20 protein-coding genes are annotated in these 23,290 nt (G+C 71.7%); 17 read left to right on the plus strand and 3 right to left on the minus strand.

What is annotated here, in order from left to right; all coding sequences use genetic code 11:
* Positions 1-52: 52 nt before the first annotated feature.
* The 3 genes from FHT37_RS17525 to FHT37_RS17535 are packed head-to-tail and all read right to left on the minus strand — an operon-like array spanning position 53 to position 2,880.
* Complete coding sequence (locus FHT37_RS17525; RefSeq protein WP_183483258.1) at positions 53-1,129, minus strand: homocysteine S-methyltransferase family protein; 1,077 nt, start codon at positions 1,127-1,129, stop codon at positions 53-55.
* A 40-nt stretch (positions 1,130-1,169) separates the two neighbouring features.
* Positions 1,170-1,847, minus strand: a complete 678-nt coding sequence (locus FHT37_RS17530; RefSeq protein ID WP_183483259.1) for a DUF4197 domain-containing protein — start codon at positions 1,845-1,847, stop codon at positions 1,170-1,172.
* The gene (locus FHT37_RS17535) at positions 1,828-2,880 is read right to left on the minus strand and encodes a fumarylacetoacetate hydrolase family protein (protein WP_183483262.1); all 1,053 of its coding nucleotides are present in this window, start codon (positions 2,878-2,880) and stop codon (positions 1,828-1,830) included. The genes FHT37_RS17530 and FHT37_RS17535 overlap by 20 nt, the downstream gene beginning before the upstream one ends.
* Positions 2,881-3,169: 289 nt before the next feature.
* Here FHT37_RS17535 and FHT37_RS17540 point away from each other — a divergent pair, with 289 nt between their 5' ends.
* The 17 genes from FHT37_RS17540 to FHT37_RS17620 all read left to right on the plus strand — a co-directional run bounded on the left by FHT37_RS17540 (position 3,170) and on the right by FHT37_RS17620 (position 23,288).
* Positions 3,170-3,871 (plus strand): hypothetical protein, encoded by a 702-nt coding sequence (locus FHT37_RS17540; protein WP_183483264.1) that lies wholly within the window; start codon positions 3,170-3,172, stop codon positions 3,869-3,871.
* A 219-nt stretch (positions 3,872-4,090) separates the two neighbouring features.
* Positions 4,091-4,396 carry a DUF3567 domain-containing protein gene (locus FHT37_RS17545; RefSeq protein WP_091728741.1) on the plus strand — a complete coding sequence of 102 codons (306 nt, stop codon included), beginning with the start codon at positions 4,091-4,093 and terminating at the stop codon, positions 4,394-4,396.
* A 127-nt stretch (positions 4,397-4,523) separates the two neighbouring features.
* Entirely contained in the window at positions 4,524-6,830 is a 2,307-nt protein-coding gene (locus tag FHT37_RS17550) for an ATP-binding protein (protein WP_183483266.1), read from the plus strand.
* Positions 6,831-6,840: 10 nt separating this feature from the next.
* The gene (locus tag FHT37_RS17555; RefSeq protein ID WP_183483268.1) at positions 6,841-7,896 is read left to right on the plus strand and encodes a TraB/GumN family protein; all 1,056 of its coding nucleotides are present in this window, start codon (positions 6,841-6,843) and stop codon (positions 7,894-7,896) included.
* 91 nt (positions 7,897-7,987) lie between these two features.
* Complete coding sequence (locus FHT37_RS17560; RefSeq protein ID WP_254783480.1) at positions 7,988-8,659, plus strand: MarC family protein; 672 nt, start codon at positions 7,988-7,990, stop codon at positions 8,657-8,659.
* A 106-nt stretch (positions 8,660-8,765) separates the two neighbouring features.
* Positions 8,766-9,566: a PhaM family polyhydroxyalkanoate granule multifunctional regulatory protein gene (locus FHT37_RS17565; RefSeq protein WP_183483270.1), complete on the plus strand. Its 801-nt coding sequence runs from the start codon at positions 8,766-8,768 to the stop codon at positions 9,564-9,566.
* A gap of 29 nt (positions 9,567-9,595) precedes the next feature.
* Complete coding sequence (locus FHT37_RS17570; protein ID WP_183483272.1) at positions 9,596-10,735, plus strand: FIST N-terminal domain-containing protein; 1,140 nt, start codon at positions 9,596-9,598, stop codon at positions 10,733-10,735.
* The gene (locus FHT37_RS17575; RefSeq protein WP_183483274.1) at positions 10,735-11,679 is read left to right on the plus strand and encodes a transporter substrate-binding domain-containing protein; all 945 of its coding nucleotides are present in this window, start codon (positions 10,735-10,737) and stop codon (positions 11,677-11,679) included. The genes FHT37_RS17570 and FHT37_RS17575 overlap by 1 nt, the downstream gene beginning before the upstream one ends.
* An 88-nt stretch (positions 11,680-11,767) precedes the next feature.
* Entirely contained in the window at positions 11,768-13,294 is a 1,527-nt protein-coding gene (locus tag FHT37_RS17580; protein ID WP_183483276.1) for an FAD-linked oxidase C-terminal domain-containing protein, read from the plus strand.
* Positions 13,294-14,472, plus strand: a complete 1,179-nt coding sequence (gene glcE, locus FHT37_RS17585; protein ID WP_183483278.1) for a glycolate oxidase subunit GlcE — start codon at positions 13,294-13,296, stop codon at positions 14,470-14,472. Before FHT37_RS17580 ends, glcE begins: the two co-directional genes overlap by 1 nt.
* Before the next feature lie 58 nt (positions 14,473-14,530).
* Positions 14,531-15,781 carry a glycolate oxidase subunit GlcF gene (gene glcF, locus FHT37_RS17590; RefSeq protein ID WP_183483280.1) on the plus strand — a complete coding sequence of 417 codons (1,251 nt, stop codon included), beginning with the start codon at positions 14,531-14,533 and terminating at the stop codon, positions 15,779-15,781.
* 423 nt (positions 15,782-16,204) lie between these two features.
* Entirely contained in the window at positions 16,205-17,905 is a 1,701-nt protein-coding gene (locus tag FHT37_RS17595) for an alkaline phosphatase family protein (RefSeq protein WP_183483282.1), read from the plus strand.
* Between the two features lie 127 nt (positions 17,906-18,032).
* Complete coding sequence (locus tag FHT37_RS17600; protein ID WP_183483284.1) at positions 18,033-19,961, plus strand: ABC transporter ATP-binding protein; 1,929 nt, start codon at positions 18,033-18,035, stop codon at positions 19,959-19,961.
* Between the two features lie 306 nt (positions 19,962-20,267).
* Complete coding sequence (locus tag FHT37_RS17605) at positions 20,268-20,942, plus strand: hypothetical protein (protein WP_091728781.1); 675 nt, start codon at positions 20,268-20,270, stop codon at positions 20,940-20,942.
* Positions 20,942-21,259: an HPr-rel-A system PqqD family peptide chaperone gene (locus FHT37_RS17610; protein WP_147239942.1), complete on the plus strand. Its 318-nt coding sequence runs from the start codon at positions 20,942-20,944 to the stop codon at positions 21,257-21,259. Before FHT37_RS17605 ends, FHT37_RS17610 begins: the two co-directional genes overlap by 1 nt.
* Positions 21,256-22,170 carry an HprK-related kinase A gene (locus tag FHT37_RS17615; RefSeq protein WP_183483286.1) on the plus strand — a complete coding sequence of 305 codons (915 nt, stop codon included), beginning with the start codon at positions 21,256-21,258 and terminating at the stop codon, positions 22,168-22,170. Before FHT37_RS17610 ends, FHT37_RS17615 begins: the two co-directional genes overlap by 4 nt.
* Positions 22,167-23,288, plus strand: coding sequence for a nucleotidyltransferase family protein (locus FHT37_RS17620; RefSeq protein ID WP_183483288.1), 1,122 nt, complete (start codon positions 22,167-22,169; stop codon positions 23,286-23,288). Before FHT37_RS17615 ends, FHT37_RS17620 begins: the two co-directional genes overlap by 4 nt.
* The last annotated feature ends 2 nt before the right edge of the window (positions 23,289-23,290 follow it).

Here is a 23,290-nt window from a genome sequence, read left to right on the forward strand (position 1 = left end):
CCTCCGGCCCTCACCCCCGCCCTCCCGCAAGCGGGCAAGGGAGACGGAGGGATCAGACGCCTTCAGTGATCAGTCCGCTGAACAGCTTGCTGCCCCACGGGCGCGGCCGGTAGGCGGCGACCTTCTGCGCGATCGCGCGGATGTGGTCGGGCGTCGTGCCGCAGCAGCCGCCGGCGATGTTCAGGAAGCCGGCCGCGGCGAACTCGCCCACCAGCCGGCCGGTGACGTCCGGCGTCTCGTCGAAGCCGGTGTCGCTCATCGGGTTGGGCAGGCCGGCATTCGGGTAGCAGGAGATCGGCGTGTCGCCGGCCGCCTTGGACAGTTCCTCGATGTAGGGCCGCATCAGCGCCGCGCCGAGCGCGCAGTTCAGGCCGATCGCCAGCGGCCGCGCGTGCCGCACCGAGTGCCAGAACGCCGTCACCGTCTGCCCCGACAGGATGCGGCCCGACGCATCGGTCACCGTGCCGGAGATGATCACCGGCAGGCGCTCGCCGGTGTCCTCCATCAGCTCGTCCACCGCGAAGATCGCGGCCTTGGCGTTGAGCGTGTCGAAGATGGTCTCGATCAGGAACAGGTCGACGCCGCCCTCGAGCAAGCCCTTGGCCTGCTCGTAGTAGGCGGCGCGCAGCGTGTCGAAGTCGACGTTGCGGGCGCCCGGGTCGTTCACGTCGGGACTGATGGACGCCGTGCGCGGCGTCGGGCCGAGCGCGCCGGCCGCGAAGCGCGGCTTGTCCGGCGTGCTGAACGCGTCGCAGGCCTCGCGCGCCAGGCGCGCCGCGGCGACGTTCATCTCGTAGGCGAAGGCCTCCAGCCCGTAGTCCTCCTGCGCGACGGTGGTCGTGCCGAAGGTGTTGGTCTCGATGATGTCGGCGCCGGCGTCCAGGTACTGGCGGTGGATCTCGCTGATGACCTCGGGCTTGGTCAGCACCAGCAGGTCGTTGTTGCCCTTGAGGTCCTTGGGATGGTCCGCGAAGCACGCGCCGCGGAAGTCCGCCTCGGTCAGCTTGTAGCGCTGGATCATCGTGCCCATCGCGCCATCCAGGACGGCGATGCGTTGCGCCAGCAGGGCGGGCAAGGCGGCGCCGCGGGTGTAGGCGGCGGCGGGACGGGCGGCGGTCGGGGCGTTCATGGGGCGCGATTGTAAAAAACCGCGCCCGGCCCCAGCCTTCTCATCCGCCAAAGACCTTCTTCAGGATGGCGCTGCCGGTGCCCACCGGGTCCTGGCGGATCTTTTTCTCCTCCTGGCCGATCATGAAATACAGCCCGTCCAGCGCCTTGTCGGTGACGTAGGACTGCAGGTTGGCGTCCTCCTTGCGGATCAGGCCGAAGCCCAGGGCCTTGCCGGCGACGGCGTTGTACTTCTCGCTCAGCGACTGGCGCTCGGTCGCCTTCGTCACGATCGGCAGGAAGCGGTCAGTCAGCGGCGAGCGCGTCTTGTCCTCGAAGAAGCGCGTCACCGCGTTGTCGCCGCCGCGCACGATCCTCACCGCGTCCTCGACGCTGATATTGCGCACGGTGCTGACCAGCAGCTGGCGCGCCTCGGGCATCGCCTGCTCGGCGGCGCGGTTCATCGAGGTCACCAGCTCATCGATGCGCCGGCCCTGGCCGGTGGTGCGCAGCAGCCGGGCCGCGTCCTTGAGCGCGCCGGGCAGCTCGATGCGCACCTGCGGATTGCCCAGGAAGCCGTCGGTGCGGCCCAGGTTCGCGAGCGCCGCCTGCGCGCCGCGCTCCAGGGCCGCGCGCACGCCGGAGGCGGCGTCGCCCTCGCTCAGGTTCAAGGCCATCGCCCAGGGCGAGGCGCAGCCCGCGCCCAGCAGCGCGATCAGGTCACGGCGAAGCAGGTTCATCGAGGTCTCCTTCGGGGGTATCGGCCGCCGCAGTGGCGGCGGGCTCGGCGGGCTCGACCGGCGGCGTCGCGTCGGCATCGGCATCGGCATCCGCGGCATCGGCATCGACATCGGCCGCGAGCGACGAAGCCTGCTCCGATTCCGCGAGGTCCATGTCGATGGCGCCGAACGGGCCGGGTCCGTCACCGAGCTTGAACTCGATGCGCAGGCTGTCGCCGGCCTCGAGCACGACCGGCTTGCCCAGCACCGGCATGCCGGCGCCGACCAGCGTGCCGGCGCGCAGCGGCCGGTTGCGGGTGGCCTCGGCGAGCAGGTCGCCGAAGGACCACTGCATGCCGGCCTTCGCGTCGACGACGGCCTGCTTGCGCCCGTTGCGCATGATCTGCAGCTGCAGCGCCGCGCGACCGAGGTACCAGGCGCCGGGCAGTTCATCGGGCGTGAGGGCGACCGGCGCGAACTGCAGCGCCGGGCGGCTGTGCAGCGCCGGCCAGCCGTTGGCCAGTTCCTCCTGCTGGGCCGGCCGCAGCACCCAGTCGCTGACCAGCATCAGCAGCCGGACCGATTCCAGCGCCTGCGACGGCACCGCGCCCTGCGCCAGATCGCCGGTGAGGACCGCGAGTTGCGCCTCGGGCTCCAGGCCCGGCGCGCGCAGGTCCAGCAGATCGGCCGGCCCGAGCAGCGCCTCGGCGCCGCCGGCGCGCAGCAGCGGCGCGCTCAAGCGCTCCGGCCAGGCCAGGCCGCGCTCGCGCAGTGCCTGGCCCTGTCCGGGATAGGCCTCGCCGGCGATCCAGCCGGCCAGGCGCGGCAGCGGCGCCATGCACTGCCGGGGATCGAAGGCGAACGCATGCCGCGCGCGCCCCTGGTTCAGCGACACCGACAGCGTCTCCAGCTGCGGCGCCATGAAGTTCCAGTCGTCGAGCACTTGCTGCAGGCGCGTGGCGATGCCGTTGGCATAGCATGCCTGGCTCAGGTCGCGCGACACGACCACCAGTTGGCCGTCGCGCGATCCATCGCGGTAGGTTGCGAGTTTCATTGTTGTGGTCGGACAGTCATTCGTCGGGCGAGCGTTGGCGGCATTTTCACCTCAGGATCGGAAGGCGCTCGGCGTCGCGCTCGCGGCCGCGCTGCTGCTGCATGCGGCCGTGATGAATGCGCTGTCGCGACAGCCCGCGCCGCGCGCGGTCGACGCGAGCGCGATGGCGACCCGCCTCATCGACGCGGTCCCGCGGCCCGAGTCCTTGGCGGCGCCCATCGCGCCGCCCATCGCGCCGCCGGTTGCATCGCCTGTTACGCCACCGGTTGAGCCACTCGTTGCGCCGCCCGTGACGACGCCGGAGCTCGCGCCCGGCGCGGTGCCCACCGCCATCGCGACCACGACCCCACCGCTCGCCGACGCTCGCCCCGTCCCCGCGCTGCTCGCCCTGCCGCTGCGCGGTGAAGGATCGCTCGCCTATGCCTTCGTCATCGACGGCCAGCCCGGTGAGGCTTCGCTGAATTTCCGGATCGAGGACGGACGCTACGACATGACCCTGGAGCGCCGCGCCGGCGACCGTGAATTGCCGCTCTGGCGCAGCGAAGGTCGCGTCGGTCCGCAAGGTTTGCAGCCGGAACGTCATCGCGTGCGCCGTCAAGGCCGCGAGCGCGAGCTGCTTGTCTTCGACCAGGATGCCGTCCCGCCGCGTCTGCTTGTCGGCGCACGCGCCTACACGCTGTCGGCGGGCACGCAGGACCGCCTGTCGTGGTGGCTGCAGCTGGCGGCGCTGATGGCGGCCGAGCCCGCGCCGCATGTCGGCCTGCGGCTGCGCATGCCGGTGGCCGGCGCGACCGGCGTGCACGACTGGGACTTCGAGGTGGTCGCGCGCGACGGCGACCGCTGGTTGCTGCAGCGCGCGCTGCGACGCGGCCCCGGCCGGCCCGCGCTGCAATGGTCGGCCTGGCTGGACGGACAGCGCGGTTTCCTGCCGGTGGACCTGCGTTTCAGCCTCGACGACGACGAGCAGTGGGCGCTCCGATTGCTGGATTGACCCTGCCGGTGTCGCGCGTGCCGGCACGACGGCCATGGCACGCGAACACGTTACGTTCCGTGAATCCGTGAAACCCTGTGCGGTTGGCACCACAAATGCTTGGGACCGGATGAATCCGTGCCGGCAAGTTCTGCCACCATGGGGTCATGGCCTGGTTGGGAGCGATGGGGCTTGAATCCATCGCGTCAGGCCATAACTCCTGTCACAAAGGAGTCCTTCATGCACATGCTCTACGACTCGCCGAGCTACATCGTCGTGCAGTTCGATGTTCCGGTCGACCCGTCCCCCGGTGACGCGGCGCATGCCGCGCAGGCGGACCACACCCACCTGCCCTCGCTGCAGCGCGATGGTTTCGAGATCGTCGACAAGTTCACCCGCAAGGAAATCTTCATCGAGGGCGCCCTGGCCCAGACCTTCCAGGAAGGCGTGGAGGCGCTGATCGAGCAAGGCCCGGACGTCGACGACCTCGACGCCTTCATCGCCACCTACGCCAACCTGGGCCAGCAGCCCGTCGTCATGCATTGACCCCCCGACCGGCCCCGGCGCCCTCCACCTGCGGGGGACCGGGGCTTGTCGCGCGGCACCCGCTGCGCCAAGATCGTGCGGCCATGCACCGCCCCAGGCGGTGAGGCCCTCCCCCTCCGCACGAATCATGGGCAAGCGCGCGCAGCCTCCGCTGGTGTCCCCGGGCCTGTCCGAGAGCCCGGTCCTGGATCGCATGTGCTCGCACTTCGTGCTGACGCTCACAGTCCGCCACGCCAACCGCTTCAACCCGCGCCGCGACCTCAGCGGCCTGCTCGCGCTGACCGCGCGGCACCTGGTCTGGCCCTCGCCGGTGCTGGCCCGCGTGCGGGGCTACCTCGCGCGCCGCTGCCAGGGGCATTCGCTCTGGGCCGGCCATGAGCGGCTGGGCGACGCGGCCTTCCTCGCGCGCCACGGCGTCTGGCGCGGCCCGTTCGCCGAGGCGACGCTGTTCTTCTACCTCGACGAATACATCAAGGACGCGCCCAAGGACCTGCTCGCGCTGCTGTCCTGCACCTGCGACGCGCTCGACGCGCAGCTGCGCAGCCAGTCCACGCTGGTGGAGCAGAACATCGACGTGCTGGGTCGCCTGCTGCAGCTCAACGCGGCGGAGCGCGCCCTGCTGCTCTACGGCACCCTCGCCCGCTACCAGCGCGAGCTGCGCGGCGCGTTGGTCGAGTTCAAGGTCAACACCGCGCAGGAGGCCTTCGCGGCGATCGCGGAGGTGGCGGGCGTCGATCCGCACGAGGTCGCGGAGGCCCTGCGCGCCGGCTCGCGGCTGGAGCGGGTCGGCATGATCGAGAACCTGATCGCCGAGCACAACATCACCGACCTCTCCGACCTGATGAAGGTCAGCGAGCAGCTGCCGCCGGTGCTGATGCGCGCCTACGACGGCCCGCAGGACCTGATGGCGGTGTTCACGCGCCCGGTCGCGCCCAGTCCGCTGCAGCGCGCCGACTTCGACTTCATCGCCGAGGACGTGGGCATCCTCGCCACCCTGCTGCGCCATGCGGTGACGCAGGGCCAGCCCGGCGTGAACGTGCTGATCTACGGCCCGCCGGGCACGGGCAAGACGGAGCTGGCCAAGGTCGCCGCGCGCGAGGCCGGGCTGACGCTCTACGAGGTCGAGTACGCCGACCGCGACGGCAATGCGCTGACCGGGCGCGACCGCTACCGCTCGCTGCAGATCAGCCAGGTCTTCCTGAAGGCCAGCCGCGAGGTGGCCCTGCTGTTCGACGAGGTCGAGGACGTGTTCCCGCACCTGAGCGGCGACGCGGCCCACCTGATGGCGCGGCTGGACGCGGCGCTGGAGGTGCCGGCGCCGATGGCCGTCAACGGCAAGGCCTGGGTCAACCAGATCCTGGAGAGCAACCCGGTCCCGGTGCTCTGGATCACCAACCGCATCGAGCACATCGACCCCGCGTTCCGGCGCCGCTTCCAGTACCACCTGGAGCTGACCTCGCCGCCGCCGGGCGCGCGGCTGGGCCTGGTGCGCAAGGCGCTGGAGGAACTGCCGGTGCCCGACGGTTTCGCCGAGCGCCTGGCCGAGCGCCGCGGGCTGACGCCGGCGCAGGTGCGCACCGCGGTGCGCTTCGCCCGCCTGGCCGGCGGCGAGGCGGCCGCGGACGCCGTCGCCAACGAGCGGCTGGTCAGCCGGCAGCTGCTGCATGCCGACAAGGCGCTCGGCCTGGTCGACGTCTCGCCGCAGGCGCGTCCGGCGGCGACGCGTTATTCGCTCGACCTGATCCACTGCGAATGCCGCTTCGCGCTGCCGCGTCTGATCGAGGCGCTGCGCCGTCGCGGTCTGGGCACGCTGTGCTTCCACGGACCGCCGGGCAGCGGCAAGACCGCGCTGGCCGAGCACATCGCCGCGGAACTGCAGCGGCCGCTGATGGTGCGGCTGGCCAGCGACCTGATGTCCAAGTACGTCGGCGAGACCGAGCAGAACATGGCCCGCATGTTCGAGGCCGCCGCCGCCGAGGGCGCGGTGCTGCTGCTGGACGAGGCCGACAGCTTCCTGCGCAGCCGCCGCATGGCCGAGCGGCATTACGAGGTCAGCGAGGTCAACGAGATGCTGGCGGGCATGGAGCGCCATGCCGGCCTGTTCATCTGCACGACCAATGCCTTCGACGACCTCGACGAGGCGGCGCTGCGCCGCTTCAGCTTCAAGATCCGCTTCAAGCCGCTGCGGCCGGACCAGCGGCTGACGATGTTCGAGCGCGAACTGGGCCTGCCGCCCGACGAGTCGCAGGCGGACCGGCTGCGCTCGCTGGACGCGCTGACGCTGGGTGATTTCGCCGCGGTGCGGCAGCAGGCCGAGATCCTGGGCGAGGCGCTGTCGCCGGATGAATTCCTGACGCTGCTCGAGGCCGAGCACCGCGTGAAGCCGGACGTCCGCCAGCGCCGCCCGATGGGTTTCCGCCGGGGCGAGGCCTGACCCCCACGCCATGTTCTATGGCATCGTGCCGGGCATGCTGCTCTCGTTCCTCTTCCGCTGCCTCGCGCGACTGGTGTTCCGCTGCCTCGCGCGACTGAGCCAGGTAGCGCGCCGAGCGGTGCTCCTGCCGCTGACGCTCGCTTTGCTGCTCGGCACCGCCGCGCAAGCCGCTCCTGCCGCGGCCGCGCCGCCGCCCAAGGCCAACTGCCCCGCCGAGCCCGCGCCGCTGCCCGCCGCGCGTCTGGCCGCGCTCGCCAAGGATCGCGGCGTGATGTGGACGCTGAGCCGCGACGGCCGCACCTCCTACCTCTATGCCAGCCTGCATGTCGGCCGTCCCGCCTGGGCCGCGCCCGGACCGCGCCTGCTCGCCGCTCTGGCGCAGGTCGACGCGGTGGCGCTCGAACTCGATCCGCTGGACCGCGATGCCTGGCAGATGCCGCCGATGCCCGAGCTGCCGCTGGACGCCTCGCTGCGCCGCCGCCTGGACGCCCAGGCCGCCGCGGTCTGCCTGCCGCCGGGCGCGCTCGCGACGATGCATCCGCTGCTGCAGACCAGCACCTACATGCTGCTGCGTGCCCGCGCGCTGGGGCTGGACGTGCGGTACGGCCAGGAGATGCTGCTGAGCCAGTGGGCCCGCGAGCGCGGCCTGCCGGTGCTGGCGCTGGAGACGCTGCAGGGCCAGCTCGAGGCGCTGCTGCCCGCCGACGTCGACGCCGCCCGCCACGAGCTGCGGGCCAACCTGCGCCAGCTGGAGCGCCCCGCCGCGCTGCTGCGCACGCTGGACACGATGGTCGCCGTCTACGACCGCGGCGACCTGGCGCGGCTGAACCGCTACGCCGAGTGGTGCGATTGCGTCACCGACGCCGCGGACCGCACGGCGCTGAGACGCATCAACGACGGTCGCAACCCGGCGCTCGCCGAACGGATCGCCGAGCTGCACCAGCGCGGCCAGTCGCTGCTGGTGGCCGTCGGCGCGATGCACATGACCGGCCCGCGGGCGCTGCCCGCGCTGCTGCGGGAGCACGGCTTCGAGGTAACCCTGATGCCGCCCTCCGGATCGCGGTGACCGAGTTGCGGCACACTGGGCCGCCTTCGCGCCCGGCCCCGCCGCGGCGCCTTCCGCCAGACCCTTCCTTTTCCCTTCGGAGTCCCGCATCTTGGACCCCCTGCCGTCCTTCCTCCAATCGCTGTTCCTGGTGCCGCTGACGCTGCTGCCCATCATCAATCCGGTGGGCGTGGCCCCGATCGTCATCGGCGCGGCCGGCGGCGACGACAAGGTCCTCAAGCGACTGTCGCGCCAGGTCGCGATCAACGGCTGGGTGGTGATCATGGTGTCGCTGCTGGTGGGCACCTACGTGCTGGACCTGTTCGGCATCTCGCTGCCGGTGGTGCGCGTGGGCGGCGGCCTGCTGGTGGCCTACAGCGCCTGGGTGATGCTGACCCGCAACGAGACCGACGACGTCCAGACCGCCGTGGTGCATTCGTCGCCCGGCGACATCAGCGAGGCCGAGATCGTGCGGCGCAGCTTCTTCCCCATCACCTTCCCGCTGACCACCGGCCCGGGCAGCATCGCCGCGGCGATCGCGCTGGGCGCGCAGATCCCGCGCTCGCCCATCCCCTACGTGATGCAGGCCGGCATCGCCGCGATCGGCGCGGCCATCACGGCGGCCGTCGTCTACCTGGTCTACCGCAACGGCGGCCGGCTGCTGATGCGCATGGGCGAGGTCGGCACCCTGGTCATGATGCGGCTGATGGCCTTCGTGCTGCTGTGCATCGGCATCCAGATCCTCTGGTCCGGCTGGGCCGACCTGAACCACATCCCGACCTGAGGCGACCCTCGCCCCCTCCTGCGCGAAGGCCTCCCGCCGCGGCGTAGGATCGACGCTCACGGCCGCGCCCAGGCAGGCGTCGCCGCAAGCCCACCGAGGAGACAGCATGGCGGACACCGACTTCAGCAAATTCGTTCCTGGCTTCGACTTCCTGCAGGGGCTGATGAAGAACGCCGGCGCCGCGATCCCCGGCTTCAACCAGTGGGTGGCCCCCACGCTGGACCCGCAGGAGCTGGACAAGCGCATCGACGAGCTGCGCACCGTGCAGTTCTGGCTCGAGAACAACGCCCGCATGCTGACCGCGACCATCCAGGCGCTCGAGGTGCAGCGCATGACGCTGTCCACGCTGCACGCGATGAACGTGCCGATGGCCGACCTCAAGGATGCGCTGAAGACCCCCGTGCCGCCGCCCTTCCCGGGGGCGTCGTCCGCTTCGTCCCCGTCCCCGTCGCCGTCGCCGTCCCCGTCGTCCGCGCCGGCCCCGGCATCGAAGGCCACGACGGCCGGGCCGTCCTCATCGCCTGCCGCCGAGCCCGCATCGAAGGCCGCGCCGGCCGAGGACGCCGCCGAGCCGGCCAAGGCGCCTGCGGCGCCCGGCGCCAAGCCCGCCGGCGCCGACCCGATGCAGTGGTGGAACGCCCTCACCCAGCAATTCACGCAGGTCGCGGCCAACGCGATGAAGAGCGCGCAGACCGCGGCGTCGGTCGCCACGGCGGCGTCCACGGCCGCCGCCTCGTCGGCCGCGCCGGCGGGCCGGCCCGCGGCGACGCGCCCCTCCGCCGCGAAGGGCACGGCGAAGGCATCGACGGATCGCGCGCCCAGAGCGGCGGCCAAGTCGGCGGCCAAGCCGGCCGCCAAGGCCGCGCCGGCCCGCAAGACGACCGCTTCCAAACGCAAGACTCCCTGAGCCTCCCGCAGTTCCCCCGAGGGCCGTCCATGCCTCGTTTCCTCCAGGCTCACGCCACCCATCCCGACCCCCACATGGCGCTGGCCCTGGCCGGCGCGCAGCTGGAGGGCCAGCGCGCCGGCATGACGCCGACGCTGGGCTTCCTCTACCTGACCCACCCCTACGTGCCGCAGGCGCAGGCGCTGCTGGACGAGGTCCGCCAGCGCTGGCCCGGCTGCGGCTGGGTCGGCGCGTCGGCGCTGGCGGTGAGCGCCAGCGGCGTCGAGTATTTCGACGAGCCGGCGCTGGTCGTCATGCTCTGCGACCTGCCGCCGGACCAGTGGCGCATCTTTTCCGGCCGCCAGCCGCTGCCGCCCGAGGGCGAGGCGCGCAGCCTGCTGTTGCACGCCGACGGCGGCACGCCCGATCTGCAGGAGCTGATCGGCGAGCTGGCCCAGCGCTGCAGCAGCGGCTACCTGTTCGGCGGCCTGGTGAGCGGCGGTGACGACGCGGTGCAGATCGCCGACGGCGTCTTCGCCGGCGGCCTGTCGGGCCTGGCGCTCGGACCGGAGGTGCGCTGGATCTCGCGCGTCAGCCAGGGCTGCCAGCCGCTGGGTCGCGAGCGCCGCGTCACCGCCTGCGACGGCCCGCTGGTCACCGAACTCGACGGCTTGCCCGCGCTCGACGCCCTGCTCGAGGACCTGAAGCTGCCCGCGTACACCGGCGAGTCCGGCTCGCTGCGCCAGGCGATGCCGCTGTTCCGGCGCACGCTGGTGGGATTGAACGACGAGCCCGGCGCCCGCCGCGAATACGGCCCCGAGGTCCGCGTCCGCCACCTCGTCGGCCTGGATCCGGGCCGCCGCGGCATCGCCGTCGCCGAGCAGCTGCGGACCGGCGAGCTGCTGAGCTTCTGCGAGCGCCATCCCGACGCCGCGCGCCGCGACCTGGTGCGCATCTGCACCGAGATCCGCGCCGAGGCCGAGGAGCGCGGCGCCCACATGGCCGGCGCCCTCTACGTCAGCTGCACCGGTCGCGGCGGACCGCACTTCGGCGCGCCCTCGGCCGAACTGCAGTGGGTGCAGCACGCGCTCGGCGAGGTGCCGCTGGCCGGCTTCTTCGCCAACGGCGAGATCGCCCACGCGCGGCTGCATGGCTACACCGGCGTGCTGACCGTCTTCCTGGATCGCTGATGCCGGCACGTCGCCACCTGCTCCAGGTCGCCGCGGCCTCGGCGCTGGGCACCGCGCTGCCGCTGCGGGCCGCCCGCGACGTCGCCGCCCGACTCGGCGCGACACCGCCCGATCCGCAGGCGTCGGGCGCCCCGGCGGCCGAGCCCGCCACCGTCGTCTATCCGCGCCACCTGCCCCAGCAGGACCGGCAGGTCGATTACTTCATCAGCCTGCTGCATGCCGCGCTGCAGCGCAGCGGCGCGCGCTACACGCTGATCCCGACGCAGTCGGAGATGGTCCAGAGCCGCGCGCTGCTGGAGATGGCCAGCGACGATCCCGGCATCGACGTCTTCTGGACCATGACCGACCCGCAGCGCGAGCAGACGCTGCTGCCGGTGCGCATCCCGCTGGATCGCGGCCTGATCGGCTGGCGCCTGTGCCTGACCCGCGACGACGACCGCGACCGCCTGCGCCAGGTCCGGGACCTGCGCGACCTGGCGCGCCTGACCGCCGGACAGATGCACGACTGGCCCGACACCGCCGTGCTGCGCGCCAACGGCCTGCCGGTGCAGGTGAGCACGCATTACCAGGGGCTGTTCCAGATGCTGTCGCAGGGGCGCTTCGACTACTTCCCGCGCTCGATCTTCGAGATCGACGCGGAGCTGGCCAGCTTCCCCGAACAGCGCCTGGCCATCGACAGCGCGCTGCTGCTGCACTACCCGGCGGCGCTCTACATGTTCGTGCGGCCGGGCCGGCCACGGCTGGCGGCGAACCTCACGCGCGGCATGGAGGCGCTGGTCGCCGACGGCAGCTTCGAGCGGCTGTCGCGACAGCTGTTCGGAGAGCTCGTGCGGCGCCACCGCATCGACCAGCGCCGCGTGCTGCGCCTGCGCAATCCGCTGCTGCCGCCGCGCACGCCGCTGGACCGCCGGGCGCTGTGGTGGCCGCTGCCCGGCGGGCGCTGAATCTCCCCCCGATGAGCGGTCGCGCTCCCCCCATCGCCGGCGCGCCGGTTCAGGCCCGGGTCAGCGCGCGCGGCTACAGTTCGACGCCATGACCGCCGTCCTCCCCTCGACCCACGAGCCGCCTGGCCAGCAGGCCGGGGCGCTGGCCGCGTTCCGCGCCGGGCGACGCGCGGCGCTGGTCCAGGCCCTGGGCACGGTGGTGCCGCCGCACGCGCTGCTGTGGCAGGACGAGCAGACCCGCCCCTATGAATGCGACGGCCTGACCGCCTACCGGGAGCGCCCGCTGGCGGTCGCGCTGCCGGAGACCGAAGCGCAGGTCGCCGGCGTGCTCAAGGCCTGCCACGCGCTGGGCGTGCCGGTGGTCGCGCGCGGCGCCGGCACCGGGCTGTCCGGCGGCGCGATGCCGCACGCCGAGGGCCTGACATTGGCGCTGGCCAAGTTCAACCGCATCCTCGGCATCGACCCGCTGGCGCGGACCGCGCGCGTGCAATGCGGCGTGCGCAACCTGGCGATCTCCGAGGCCGCGGCGGCGCACGGCCTCTACTACGCGCCGGACCCGAGCAGCCAGATCGCCTGCACCATCGGCGGCAACGTCGCGGAGAACTCCGGCGGCGTGCATTGCCTCAAGTACGGCCTGACGCTGCACAACGTGCTGAAGGTGCGCGGCTTCACCGTCGAGGGCGAGCCGGTCGAGTTCGGCTCCGAGGCGCTGGACGCCGCCGGGCTGGACCTGCTCAGCGTGGTCGTCGGCAGCGAAGGCATGCTGGCGGTGGTGACCGAGGTCGTCGTCAAGCTGACGCCCAAGCCGCAGCGCGCGCGCTGCATCATGGCCAGCTTCGGCGACCTGCGCCGGGCCGGCGACGCGGTGGCTGCGATCATCGCGGCCGGCATCATCCCGGCCGGCCTGGAGATGATGGACAAGCCGATGACCGCCGCGGTGGAGGACTTCGTCCACGCCGGCTACGACCTCGACGCCGAGGCCATCCTGCTGTGCGAGAGCGACGGCACGCCGGAGGAGGTCGAGGAGGAGATCGGCCGCATGAGCGAGGTGCTGCGCGCCAGCGGCGCGACGCGGCTGGAGGTCAGCGCGGACGAGGCGCAGCGGCTGCGCTTCTGGAGCGGCCGCAAGAACGCGTTCCCGGCCTCGGGGCGGATCAGCCCGGACTACATGTGCATGGACTCGACCATCCCGCGCAAGCGCCTGGCCGACATCCTGCTGGCGATCCAGGAGATGGAGCGCAAGTACGGGCTGCGCTGCGCCAACGTCTTCCACGCCGGCGACGGCAACCTGCATCCGCTGATCCTGTTCGACGCCAACGATGCCGACCAGCTGCACCGCTGCGAGCGCTTCGGCGCCGAGATCCTGGAGACCAGCGTCGCGATGGGCGGCACGGTGACCGGCGAGCATGGCGTCGGCGTGGAGAAGCTCAACAGCATGTGCGTCCAGTTCTCGCCGCAGGAGCGCGAACGGATGCTGGCCCTGAAGCGGGCCTTCGACCCGCAAGGGCTGCTCAACCCCGGCAAGGTGATCCCGACGCTGCAGCGCTGCGCCGAGTACGGCCGCATGCACGTCAAGCGCGGCGCGCTCGCCTTCCCCGACCTGGAGCGATTCTGATGACGGTGCAAGCAGAGGATTTCGAGCGCGGGCCGGCGCCCGTCGCGACGCCGCCCGAGCCGGCGGAGTTCGTCCGCGCGACGCAGCTGATCGACGCGCTGGAGGCGATGGCCGAGCGTTTCCGCGAGGGCCGCCCGGTGCGCTTCACCGGCCACGGCAGCAAGGATTTCTACGGCGGCCCGCTCGGCGACGCGGCGCCGCTGTCGACGCAGGCGCTCAACGGCGTGATGGCCTATGAGCCGAGCGAGCTCTACGTGACCGCCGCCGCCGGCACGCCGGTGGCCGAGGTCGAGGCGCTGCTGGCGCGCCACGGCCAGCACCTGGCCTTCGAGCCGCCGCGCTTCGTCGGCGCGGCCTCGGGCGGCATCGGCACCGTCGGCGGCATGGTCGCCACCGGCCTGTCAGGCCCGGCGCGCGCCAGCGCCGGCGCGGTACGCGATCACGTGCTCGGGCTGACGCTGCTCGATGCCAAGGGCGAGCTACTGCACTTCGGCGGCACGGTGATGAAGAACGTCGCCGGTTATGACGTCTCGCGCCTGATGGCCGGCTCGATGGGCGTGCTGGGGCTGATCGCGCAGGTCACGCTGAAGGTGCTGCCGATGCCGGTGGCCACGGTGACGCTGCGCTTCGAGTTCGGCCAGGAGGAGGCGCTGCTGCAGATGAACCGCTGGGGTGGGCAGCCGCTGCCGCTGTCGGCCACGGCCTGGTGGGATGGCGCGCTGGTGGCGCGGCTGTCCGGCGCCGAGGCCGCCGTCGCCGCGGCGGTGCGCAAGCTGGGCGGCGACGTCATCCCGGAGGCGATGGCCGCGCCGTTCTGGCAGGGCCTGCGCGACCAGAGCGACGAGTTCTTCCTCGGCGCGCGCCGGGCCGTCCAGGGCGGCGCGACGCTGTGGCGGATCGCGGTGCCGTCGACGACGCTGGCGATGCCGCTGCACGGCGAGCAGCTGATCGAATGGGGCGGCGCGCAGCGCTGGGTGGTCACGCCGATGGCGCCGGCGCAGCTGCGCGAGCTGGTCGCCGCGGCCGGCGGCCACGCGACGATGTTCTATGCGAACGACAAGACGGCCGGCACCTTCTCGCCACTCGGGCCGCAGCTGACGCGCATCCACAAGGAGCTGAAGCGGCAGTTCGATCCGGCGGGGATCTTCAATCCTGGCCGCCTCTATCCGGACCTCTGACCGCCGTTCGCCACGCCCCCAGCCCGCCGCAGCAAGCCCGCCGACCGCAAGCCCACCGATGCAGACCCACCTGGCCCCCGAGTTCCAAGGCACCCCGGAAGGCAGCGCGGCCGAGGCCATCCTGCGGCGCTGCGTGCACTGCGGCTTCTGCACGGCGACCTGCCCGACCTACCAGCTGCTCGGCGACGAGCTCGACGGACCGCGCGGCCGCATCTACCTGATCAAGCAGGTGCTGGAGGGTGAGACGCCGACGGCCGCCACGCAGCAACACCTGGACCGCTGCCTGACCTGCCGCAACTGCGAAAGCACCTGCCCGTCCGGCGTCCAGTACGGCCAGCTCGTGGAGATCGGCCGGCAGGTCGTCGAGGCCAAGGTCGAGCGCCCGCGCGAGGAACGCCTCAAGCGCTGGCTGCTCAAGGAAGGGCTGACCTCGCCGCTGTTCAAGCCGGCACTACGGCTCGGCCAGGCGCTGCGGCCGCTGGTGCCGGGCGCGCTGAAGGACAAGGTGCCACCGGCGGCCGGCCCGCGCGCGCACCAGTGGCCGCGGCGCGCGCATCCCCGCAAGGTGCTGATGCTGATGGGCTGCGTGCAGCCGGCCATGATGCCCAACATCAACGCGGCGACGGCCCGCGTGCTGGACGCCGCCGGCGTGCAGACCCTGGTGGCCGACGAAGCCGGCTGCTGCGGGGCGATCCGGGCTCATCTGAACGACCACCCTGGCGGCCTGGACGACGCGCGCCGCAACATCGACGCCTGGTGGCCGATGGTCGACGGCCACGGCGGCGAGGTCGAGGCGATCGTCATGAACGCCTCCGGCTGCGGCGTCCAGGTCAAGGACTACGGCCGCCTGCTGGCGCATGACCCGCACTACGCCGCGAAGGCCGCGCGCGTGTCGGCGCTGACGCGCGACCTCAGCGAGTACCTGCCCTCGCTGGTCCCGGCGCTGCGCTCGCGGCTGGGGCAGGACCGGCCGGGCGCCCGCCCGCGCCTGGCCTACCACCCGCCCTGCACGCTGCAGCACGGCCAGCAGCTGCGCGGCGGTGTCGAGGGACTGATGCGGGAACTCGGCTTCGAGATCGCGACCGCGCCCTCGGAGAGCCATCTGTGCTGCGGTTCGGCCGGCACGTATTCCGTGCTGCAACCGGTGCTGTCCAAGCAGCTGCGCGAGCGCAAGCTCGCCGCGCTGGCACCGCTGGCCGCCGATGCGATCGTCTCCGCCAACATCGGCTGCATCCAGCACCTGCAGTCGGGCACCGGCACGCCGGTGCGCCATTGGATCGAAGTCCTGGACGACGCGCTGTCCGCCTGAGCCGGGTCATCTCGTCACCGTCTTGTCACCGCGATCGCGCGTCGCGCTGCGGATGGACCTGCGGAACGTCGCATCGGCGCATCACTCACCGTGCAAACCCCGCCCACTTGAGGAGGAGTTCTCACATCTGAGGCCCGGCCCCGGGCAAACCCGGGCATGCGCATTGCCTGCGGCCCGCAGAATCGCCTCCCATAACAGGAGGGGAGCGCGTCAAGCGATCCAACCAGAAAGTGAAGAAGGCCGGTCACCATGTGGGGACCGGCCTTTTTTCCGTCCAGGCTTCGGCGCGAGGCGCCCAGGTTCAGGGTTTTCCCGTTGCGCAGGATGAGCATGGAAGCTGTCAGACGCCCGCCATGTGGCGGCCGGACGCGGATACTCCGCAGTCCTCCCTGCTTCAGCGGCTCCGCGGAGCCCCGACCCGCCATGACCCTGACCCGTCGCACCTGGCTGCTGGTGCCCGTCCTGGCCGCGCTGACCGCCTGCGCCAACGCGCCTGCTCCCTCCGCCACCGGACCGGTCGCGGCAAACCCTGACCCCACCGCCTCCCCCTTCACGGCGAAGAAGCCGCCCCGGCTGGTGGTCTTCATGGTGATTGACGGCCTGCCCATCCGGCAGGTGCTGGGCTACCGCGACCAACTGCAGCCCGACGGCTTCAAGCGCTTCCTGGACCGCGGCGCCTGGTTCGCCAACGCGTATTACGGCCACGGCTACACGGTCACCGCGGCCGGTCACTCGATCATGCTCAGCGGCGCCTATCCGCAGCGCAGCGGCATCATCGGCAACGAGTGGCGCGATCCGATGACCGGCACGCCGCAGTACAACACCGCCGATCCGCGCTACCAGTACATCGGCAACAACACCGAGCCCCTGGCCGGCACCAGCCCGGAGAACTACAAGGTCGAGACCGTCGGCGACGTGCTGCGCACGCTGCAGCCCGCCGCCAAGGTGATCGGCATCTCCGGCAAGGACCGCGGCGCCATCCTGCCGGCCGGCCACAAGGGCACGGCCTACATGTACATGGGCGGCACTGGCCAATTCGCGTCCTCCACCTATTACATGGACCGGCATCCGGCCTGGGTCGACGCCTTCAACGCCGCCAAGCCGGCCGACCAGTTCTTCGGCAAGACCTGGGCGCCGATGCTGCCCGAGGCCGCCTACGCGCGCAGCGTGCCGGACGGCCAGCCCTGGCAGGCCAACAGCGGCAACGGCAACCGGCTGCCGGCCGTCCTGGGCGCCGGCATGGATGGCCCCGGTCCGCGCTTCTACGGCAACATCCTGCCCTCGCCGTTCGGCGACGAACTGACGCTGGCCTTCGCCCGCGCCGCCGTCGAGGGCGAGCGGCTCGGCGCGGATGAGCAGACCGACCTCCTGTCGGTGAGCCTGTCCAGCCACGACTACATCAACCACGCCTTCGGCCCCGAGTCGCGGCTGTCGCACGATCACTTCCTCCATCTGGATGCCTACCTGCAGTCGTGGTTCCAATACCTGGACGCGAAGGTCGGCCGCGACAACTACGTCGCCGTGCTGACCGCTGACCACGGCTTCACCGACACACCCGAATGGGCGAAGTCGCAAGGCCGCGACGCCGGCCGGATCAATCCGGCACAGGCCGTGGGCTTCGTCAACGCGGGACTGGCGAAACAGTTCGGCGAAGGCCGCTGGGTGGTCGGCCTGTCCGGCACTGGCCTGATCTTCGACGAGGCCGCCATCCAGGCGAAGGGCCTGAAGCAGGACGAGGTCTATGCGGCGGCGCAGGCGCTGGTGCAGCAGGTCGAGGGCGTGCAGGTCGCGTTCACGCGGGCGCAGCTCGCCGGCACCGACACCGCGACGCCCTACCTCGAGCAGATGCGCAGGTCCTGGTATCCGGGCATCGCGGCGCCGCTGCAGGTGGTGCCCAAGCCAGGCTGGATCTTCGGTTCGCGCCTGATGGGCACGACCCACGGCAGCCCCTACGAGGACGACACGCACGTGCCGCTGCTGACCTGGGGCCCGGCCTGGGTCGGGCAGGGCCGCATCGAGCAGCGCGTGGAGATCGTCGACCTCGCACCGACGCTGTCGGCCCTGCTCCACATTCCCGCGCCGCGGCAGGCGCAAGGCCGCTTGCTGCCCCTGCCGGCGCGCTGATCGCCCCGCCGGGCCGGCGAATCCCCCCATTCACCGCACCCACCCGCCACCGAAGCGGGGGTGGGATACGTCCGCCACACGGCTCCTGTAGGCTGCTCGGTCTCGCAGAAGTGACAGGGAGACCGCCGTGTTTGGCTGGTTCGAAAAACTCGTCGATCCGTTTCCGCAGACCCCGGCGCCGCAACCGCCCAAGGGGTTCTTCGCCTTCGTCTGGGCGGGCTCGCACGGGATGCGCCAGCTGATCCTGGTGCTGACCGTCCTGACCGCCGCCATCGGCGCCTTCGAGGCGCTGCTGTTCTCGATGCTGGGCTCGGTCGTCGACTGGCTCAGCGAGGTCCCGCCCGCGCAGTGGTGGTCGACCCAGCAGGACAAGCTGCTGCTGCTGGGCGGGATCCTGCTGGCCAGCCCGCTGCTGATCGCGCTGCAGGCGCTGAGCAAGTACCAGGGGCTGTCCAGCAACTTCCCGATGCGGCTGCGCTGGAACTTCCACCGCCACCTGCTCGCCCAGAGCATGAGCTTCTACCAGGACGAGTTCGCCGGTCGCGTCTCCGCCAAGCTGATGCAGACGGCGCTGGCGGTGCGCGAGTGCTGGCTGATCGTCACCGACATCCTGGTCTTCATCACGATCTACTTCGTGACGATGCTGGGCGTGGTGGGCGGCTTCGACGCCACGCTGCTGCTGCCCTTCCTGGGCTGGCTGGCCTGCTACATCGTGGCGCTGACCTACTTCGTGCCCCGGCTGGGCAAGGCCGCCTCCGCGCAGGCCGACGCGCGCAGCCTGATGACCGGCCGCATCACCGACGCCTACACCAACATCAGCACCGTCAAGCTGTTCTCCCACTCCAACCGCGAGGCCGGCTTCGCCCGCGGCGCGATGCAGGACTTCCTGGGCACCGCCTACCGGCAGATGCGGCTGATCAGCGGCTTCGAGATCGTCAACCATGCGCTGTCGATGGGCCTGATCGCCTCCACCGCCGGCATGACGGTCTGGCTGTGGACGCAGGGCCAGGTGGGCATCGGCGCGGTCGCGGCGGCCACGGCGATGGCGCTGCGGCTGAACGGCATCTCGCACTGGATCATGTGGGAGATGGCCAGCCTGTTCGAGCACATCGGCACCGTGCAGGACGGCATCACCACGCTGTCGCGCCCGGTCGCGATCCAGGACGCCGCCGGCGCGACCACGCTCTCGGTGACCCGGGGCGAGGTCCGCTTCGACCACGTTGACTTCAGCTACGGCGGCCGCAAGACCGTGCTGCACGACCTGACGCTGACGATCCGCCCGGGCGAGAAGATCGGCGTGGTCGGCCGCTCGGGCGCCGGCAAGTCGACCCTGGTCAACCTGCTGCTGCGCTTCTACGACGTGGACAAGGGCCGGGTGCTGATCGACGGCCAGGACATCGCCGCAGTCACGCAGGACAGCCTCAGACGCCAGGTCGGCATGGTGACCCAGGACACCAGCCTGCTGCACCGCTCGGTGCGCGACAACCTGATGTACGGCCGGCCCGACGCGACCGAGGACGAGATGCGCGCCGCCGCCGAACGCGCCGAGGCGGTGGACTTCATCGACGGACTGACCGACCCCAAGGGTCGCCAGGGCTACGACGCGCATGTCGGCGAACGCGGCGTGAAGCTGTCCGGCGGCCAGCGCCAGCGGATCGCGATCGCGCGGGTGATGCTGAAGGACGCGCCGATCCTGCTGCTCGACGAGGCGACCAGCGCGCTGGACTCGGAGGTCGAATCGGCGATCCAGCGCAGCCTGTACCGGCTGATGGAAGGCAAGACGGTGGTGGCGATCGCGCACCGGCTGTCGACCATCGCGGCCATGGACCGGCTGATCGTGATGGACCAGGGCCGCATCGTCGAGCAGGGCGACCATGCGTCGCTGCTGGCGCAGGGCGGCCTGTACGCCAAGCTGTGGGCGCATCAGAGCGGCGGCTTCCTGGTCGAGGACGGCCTGGACGAGGACGGCCAGGGCGATGCGAAGCGCCGGCCCGCTGGCGGCCAGGCGCGCGAGGACGCCGACGACCGCGACGTCGTGCATGACGAGGCGGAATGACGACGGATGCCGGCAGCGGGCGCTGTCGCTCGAACAGGGCGGGCGGCATGGCGCGTTCGGCTCAAGGCGCGGAGGCGCTTGCGCACCACGCCGGCGATGATTCGTTTGGCCTCAATGGATTCACCGAAAGCCCGCGCTAACTTATCCATCGTCGGAGGGACGCCGCACGCCACCCGTTCAAGGGGTTGGTCGGGGTTTCCGGTCGGTGCCTTGTATGAAACACTGCGGTCGCAGGTCGGACGGGAGCGCCGATCCGCTTGAGCGTCCGCCCCTTCCTGGGGCCCGTGCACCACGAAAGCTGAGCTTATGGACAACAGCAGCGACACCCACCAGCAGCCCTCGGCCACCCCGGCAACCGCCGCGGGCACCGTCGTCTCGCAGCGCCGCCGTCGTTTCATCCAGGCGGGCGTGGTGCCAGTGGGCCTGACGCTGGCCAGCCGGCCGGCGATGGCCTGGCACTGCAACACCACCTCGGCCTGGGGCTCGGCGATCCTGCGCAACGGCGGCGCCAGCGTGCAGGCCCGCGCCGATGCCGCGGTGATCAACAACACCGAGTGCTGGTACATCGCCAACTGGAAGGACAACACCGGCCGGTCCCTGGTGCGCGGCGGCAACGCCCCCTGGAACTACGTGATCGCCCAGTGGTATTCCGGCAAGTCGCTCACCTACGCGCGCAACAACCTGACCGTGGCCAAGCTGTTCCCGGCCGGGTTGAAGAACGTCAGCGGCACCGCCAATGTCTACAACCTGCTGAAGAACGACTCGGCGGGCTACGGCACGATGATGATCGTCGCGCGTCTGAACACCCTGTTCGCCGGCAACAAGGTCAACCAGTGCGTGCTCTCGGCCACCGGCCAGGACATGCTGCTGCAGATGGCCTCGCAGGGCCCCGGCATCTTCAAGCCGGCCAACTCCACCGGCGCGGCCTGGACGCAGGCCGACTTCAAGAACTACCTGTACAGCAACTGGCTCGTGGCCTGATGGCCGGAGCCGCCTGGCACTGCAGGCCCTCGCTCAACAACGTGCTGCTCGCCTGGGAGGGCGAACAGCACGCGGTCTATTTCGACCCTGACACCGGGGACACCCACCTGATCGCCGCGCTCGGCGCGCAGCTGGCCGAATGGTTGGCCGCCGGGCCGCTGGACCGCGACCAGCTGCTGCAACGCCTGGCCCGCGACGTCGACTGGGACGAGCCGCCCATGCCCGAGGCGCTGGCCGAGCTTCTGGACCTGCACCTGCGCCGGCTGGCCGAGATCCACCTGCTGGCCGAAGGCCCGGTGGAGGAGCCGGCCGCTTGAAACTGCAGGACGTCGGCACCGCCGGGCTGCGGGCCCGGATGCGCGACGGCGGCGTGACGCTGCGGCTGTCGCCGTTCACCGTGCGCGTGCGCTCCGACATCCCACACCTGGCCGCCGACGTGGCGACCATGTACCGCGACTTCGAAGTCGCCGGCGATGACGAATTCGTCGACTTCCACGTCGCCGTGCTGCGCAGTCCCCACTGGCTGAGCCGGCTGCAGGGCCGGGCCGAATTCTGGTTCGACGGCCAGCGCTCCTTCACGCCGCTGCCCGCCGCGCAGGCGCTGGCGATGCTGGAGTGGGGCATCAACTGGTGCATCGCCGCCCATGCCCACCAGTACCTGCTGATCCATGCGGCGGTGCTGGAGCGCGGCGGCCGCGCGCTGCTGATGCCGGCGCCACCGGGTTCCGGCAAGAGCACCCTGTGCGCGGCGCTGGCGCATCGCGGCTGGCGGCTGCTGTCGGACGAACTGGGGCTGCTGGACATGAGCACCGGCCTGGTCCACGGCATGGCGCGGCCGATCAACCTGAAGAACGCCTCGATCCCGTTGATCCGCGCCTTCGCGCCGGAGGCGGTGTTCAGCGCCTCCATGTTCAACACCGCCAAGGGCACGGTCGCGCTGGTGCGGGCGCCGCAGGACGCGATCGACGCACGGCTCGCGCCGGCCCGCCCGGCCTGGGTCGTGCTGCCCGCGTGGCGCGCCGACGCGGCCGCGCAGCTCGTCCCGGTGGAGCGCGCCCGCGCCTTCATGGACCTGGCGGAGCAGTCCTTCAACTACGACGTCCACGGCCTGGCCGGCTTCCAGGCACTGGGGAGACTGGTCGACAGCTGCGGCTGCCATCGCTTCGAGTACAGCCGGCTCGACGAGGCCCTGGCCTGCTTCGACGCGCTCGAGGAGTCCGCGCCATGAGCGCCCGGCGCGACGATCGCCGCCGCCCACTGCTCATCCGCGTGCTGCTGCAGCCCGCGGTCGCGGCCGGCTTGAGCCTGACCGAGTGGGACCTGCTGCTGCGACAGGCGCGGCGGTCCAACCTGGCCGGCCGGCTGGCCGAGCAGATGGAAACCGGCGGCTGGCTGGACACGCTGCCGCCGCCCGTGCAGCCCCACCTGCGCTCGGCGCTGCTGCTGTCGCGGCGGCAGGTGCAGATGCTGCGGCGCGAGGTCGAACTGCTGCGGCAGACGCTGGCCGAGCTGCCTGGCCCGCTGATCCTGCTCAAGGGCGCCGCCTATGCGCTGGGCGGGCATGCGCCCGCACCGGGCCGGCTGTTCAGCGACATCGACCTGCTGATCCCGCCCGAGCAACTGCCGCGCTGCGAGACGACGCTGCTGGTGCACGGCTGGGATTTCGACGACGGCCTGGACGCCTACGACCAGCGCTACTACCGCGAGTGGATGCACGAGCTGCCGCCGCTGCACCACAAGCGCCGCGGCACCTCGCTGGACGTGCACCACACGCTGCTGCCGCCGACGGCACGCACGCCGCTGGACAGCCGCGCGCTGTTCGACGCGCCGCGCCCGCTGCCCGGCCTCGCGGGCGTCTTCGTGCTGCCGCCCGAGGACATGCTGCTGCACAGCGCCGCGCACCTGTTCCACGAGGGCGAACTGCCCAACGGGCTGCGCGACCTGTTCGACCTCGACGCGCTGCTGCGCGAGTTCGGCGCGATCGAGGGTTTCTGGCCGCGGCTGGCGTCGCGCGCGCGGCGCATCGGCCTGACGCGGCCGCTGTGGCTGGCGCTGCGCTACACGCGGCTGCTGCTGGACACGCCTTATCCGGACACGCTGCCGGAGGAACTGGGGCCGCCGCCGGGACCGCTGGCGCTGCGGCTGCTGGATGCCTGTTACCGGCGCCTGCTGCGGCCGGGCCATGACAGCTGCCGCCTGCCGGGCCATGCGATGGCGGAGGTCGCGTTGTATGTGCGCTCGCACTGGCTGCGCATGCCGGCCGGGCTGTTGGCGCGGCATCTGGCGCGCAAGGCCTGGTCGCGGATGACAACTGCCCCCGAAGTGCCCAAGGTCGAGACGCCTTAGGC

Source organism: Mitsuaria sp. BK037, assembly GCF_014193045.1.
In the GTDB taxonomy this organism is placed as follows: Bacteria; Pseudomonadota; Gammaproteobacteria; order Burkholderiales; family Burkholderiaceae_C; genus Roseateles.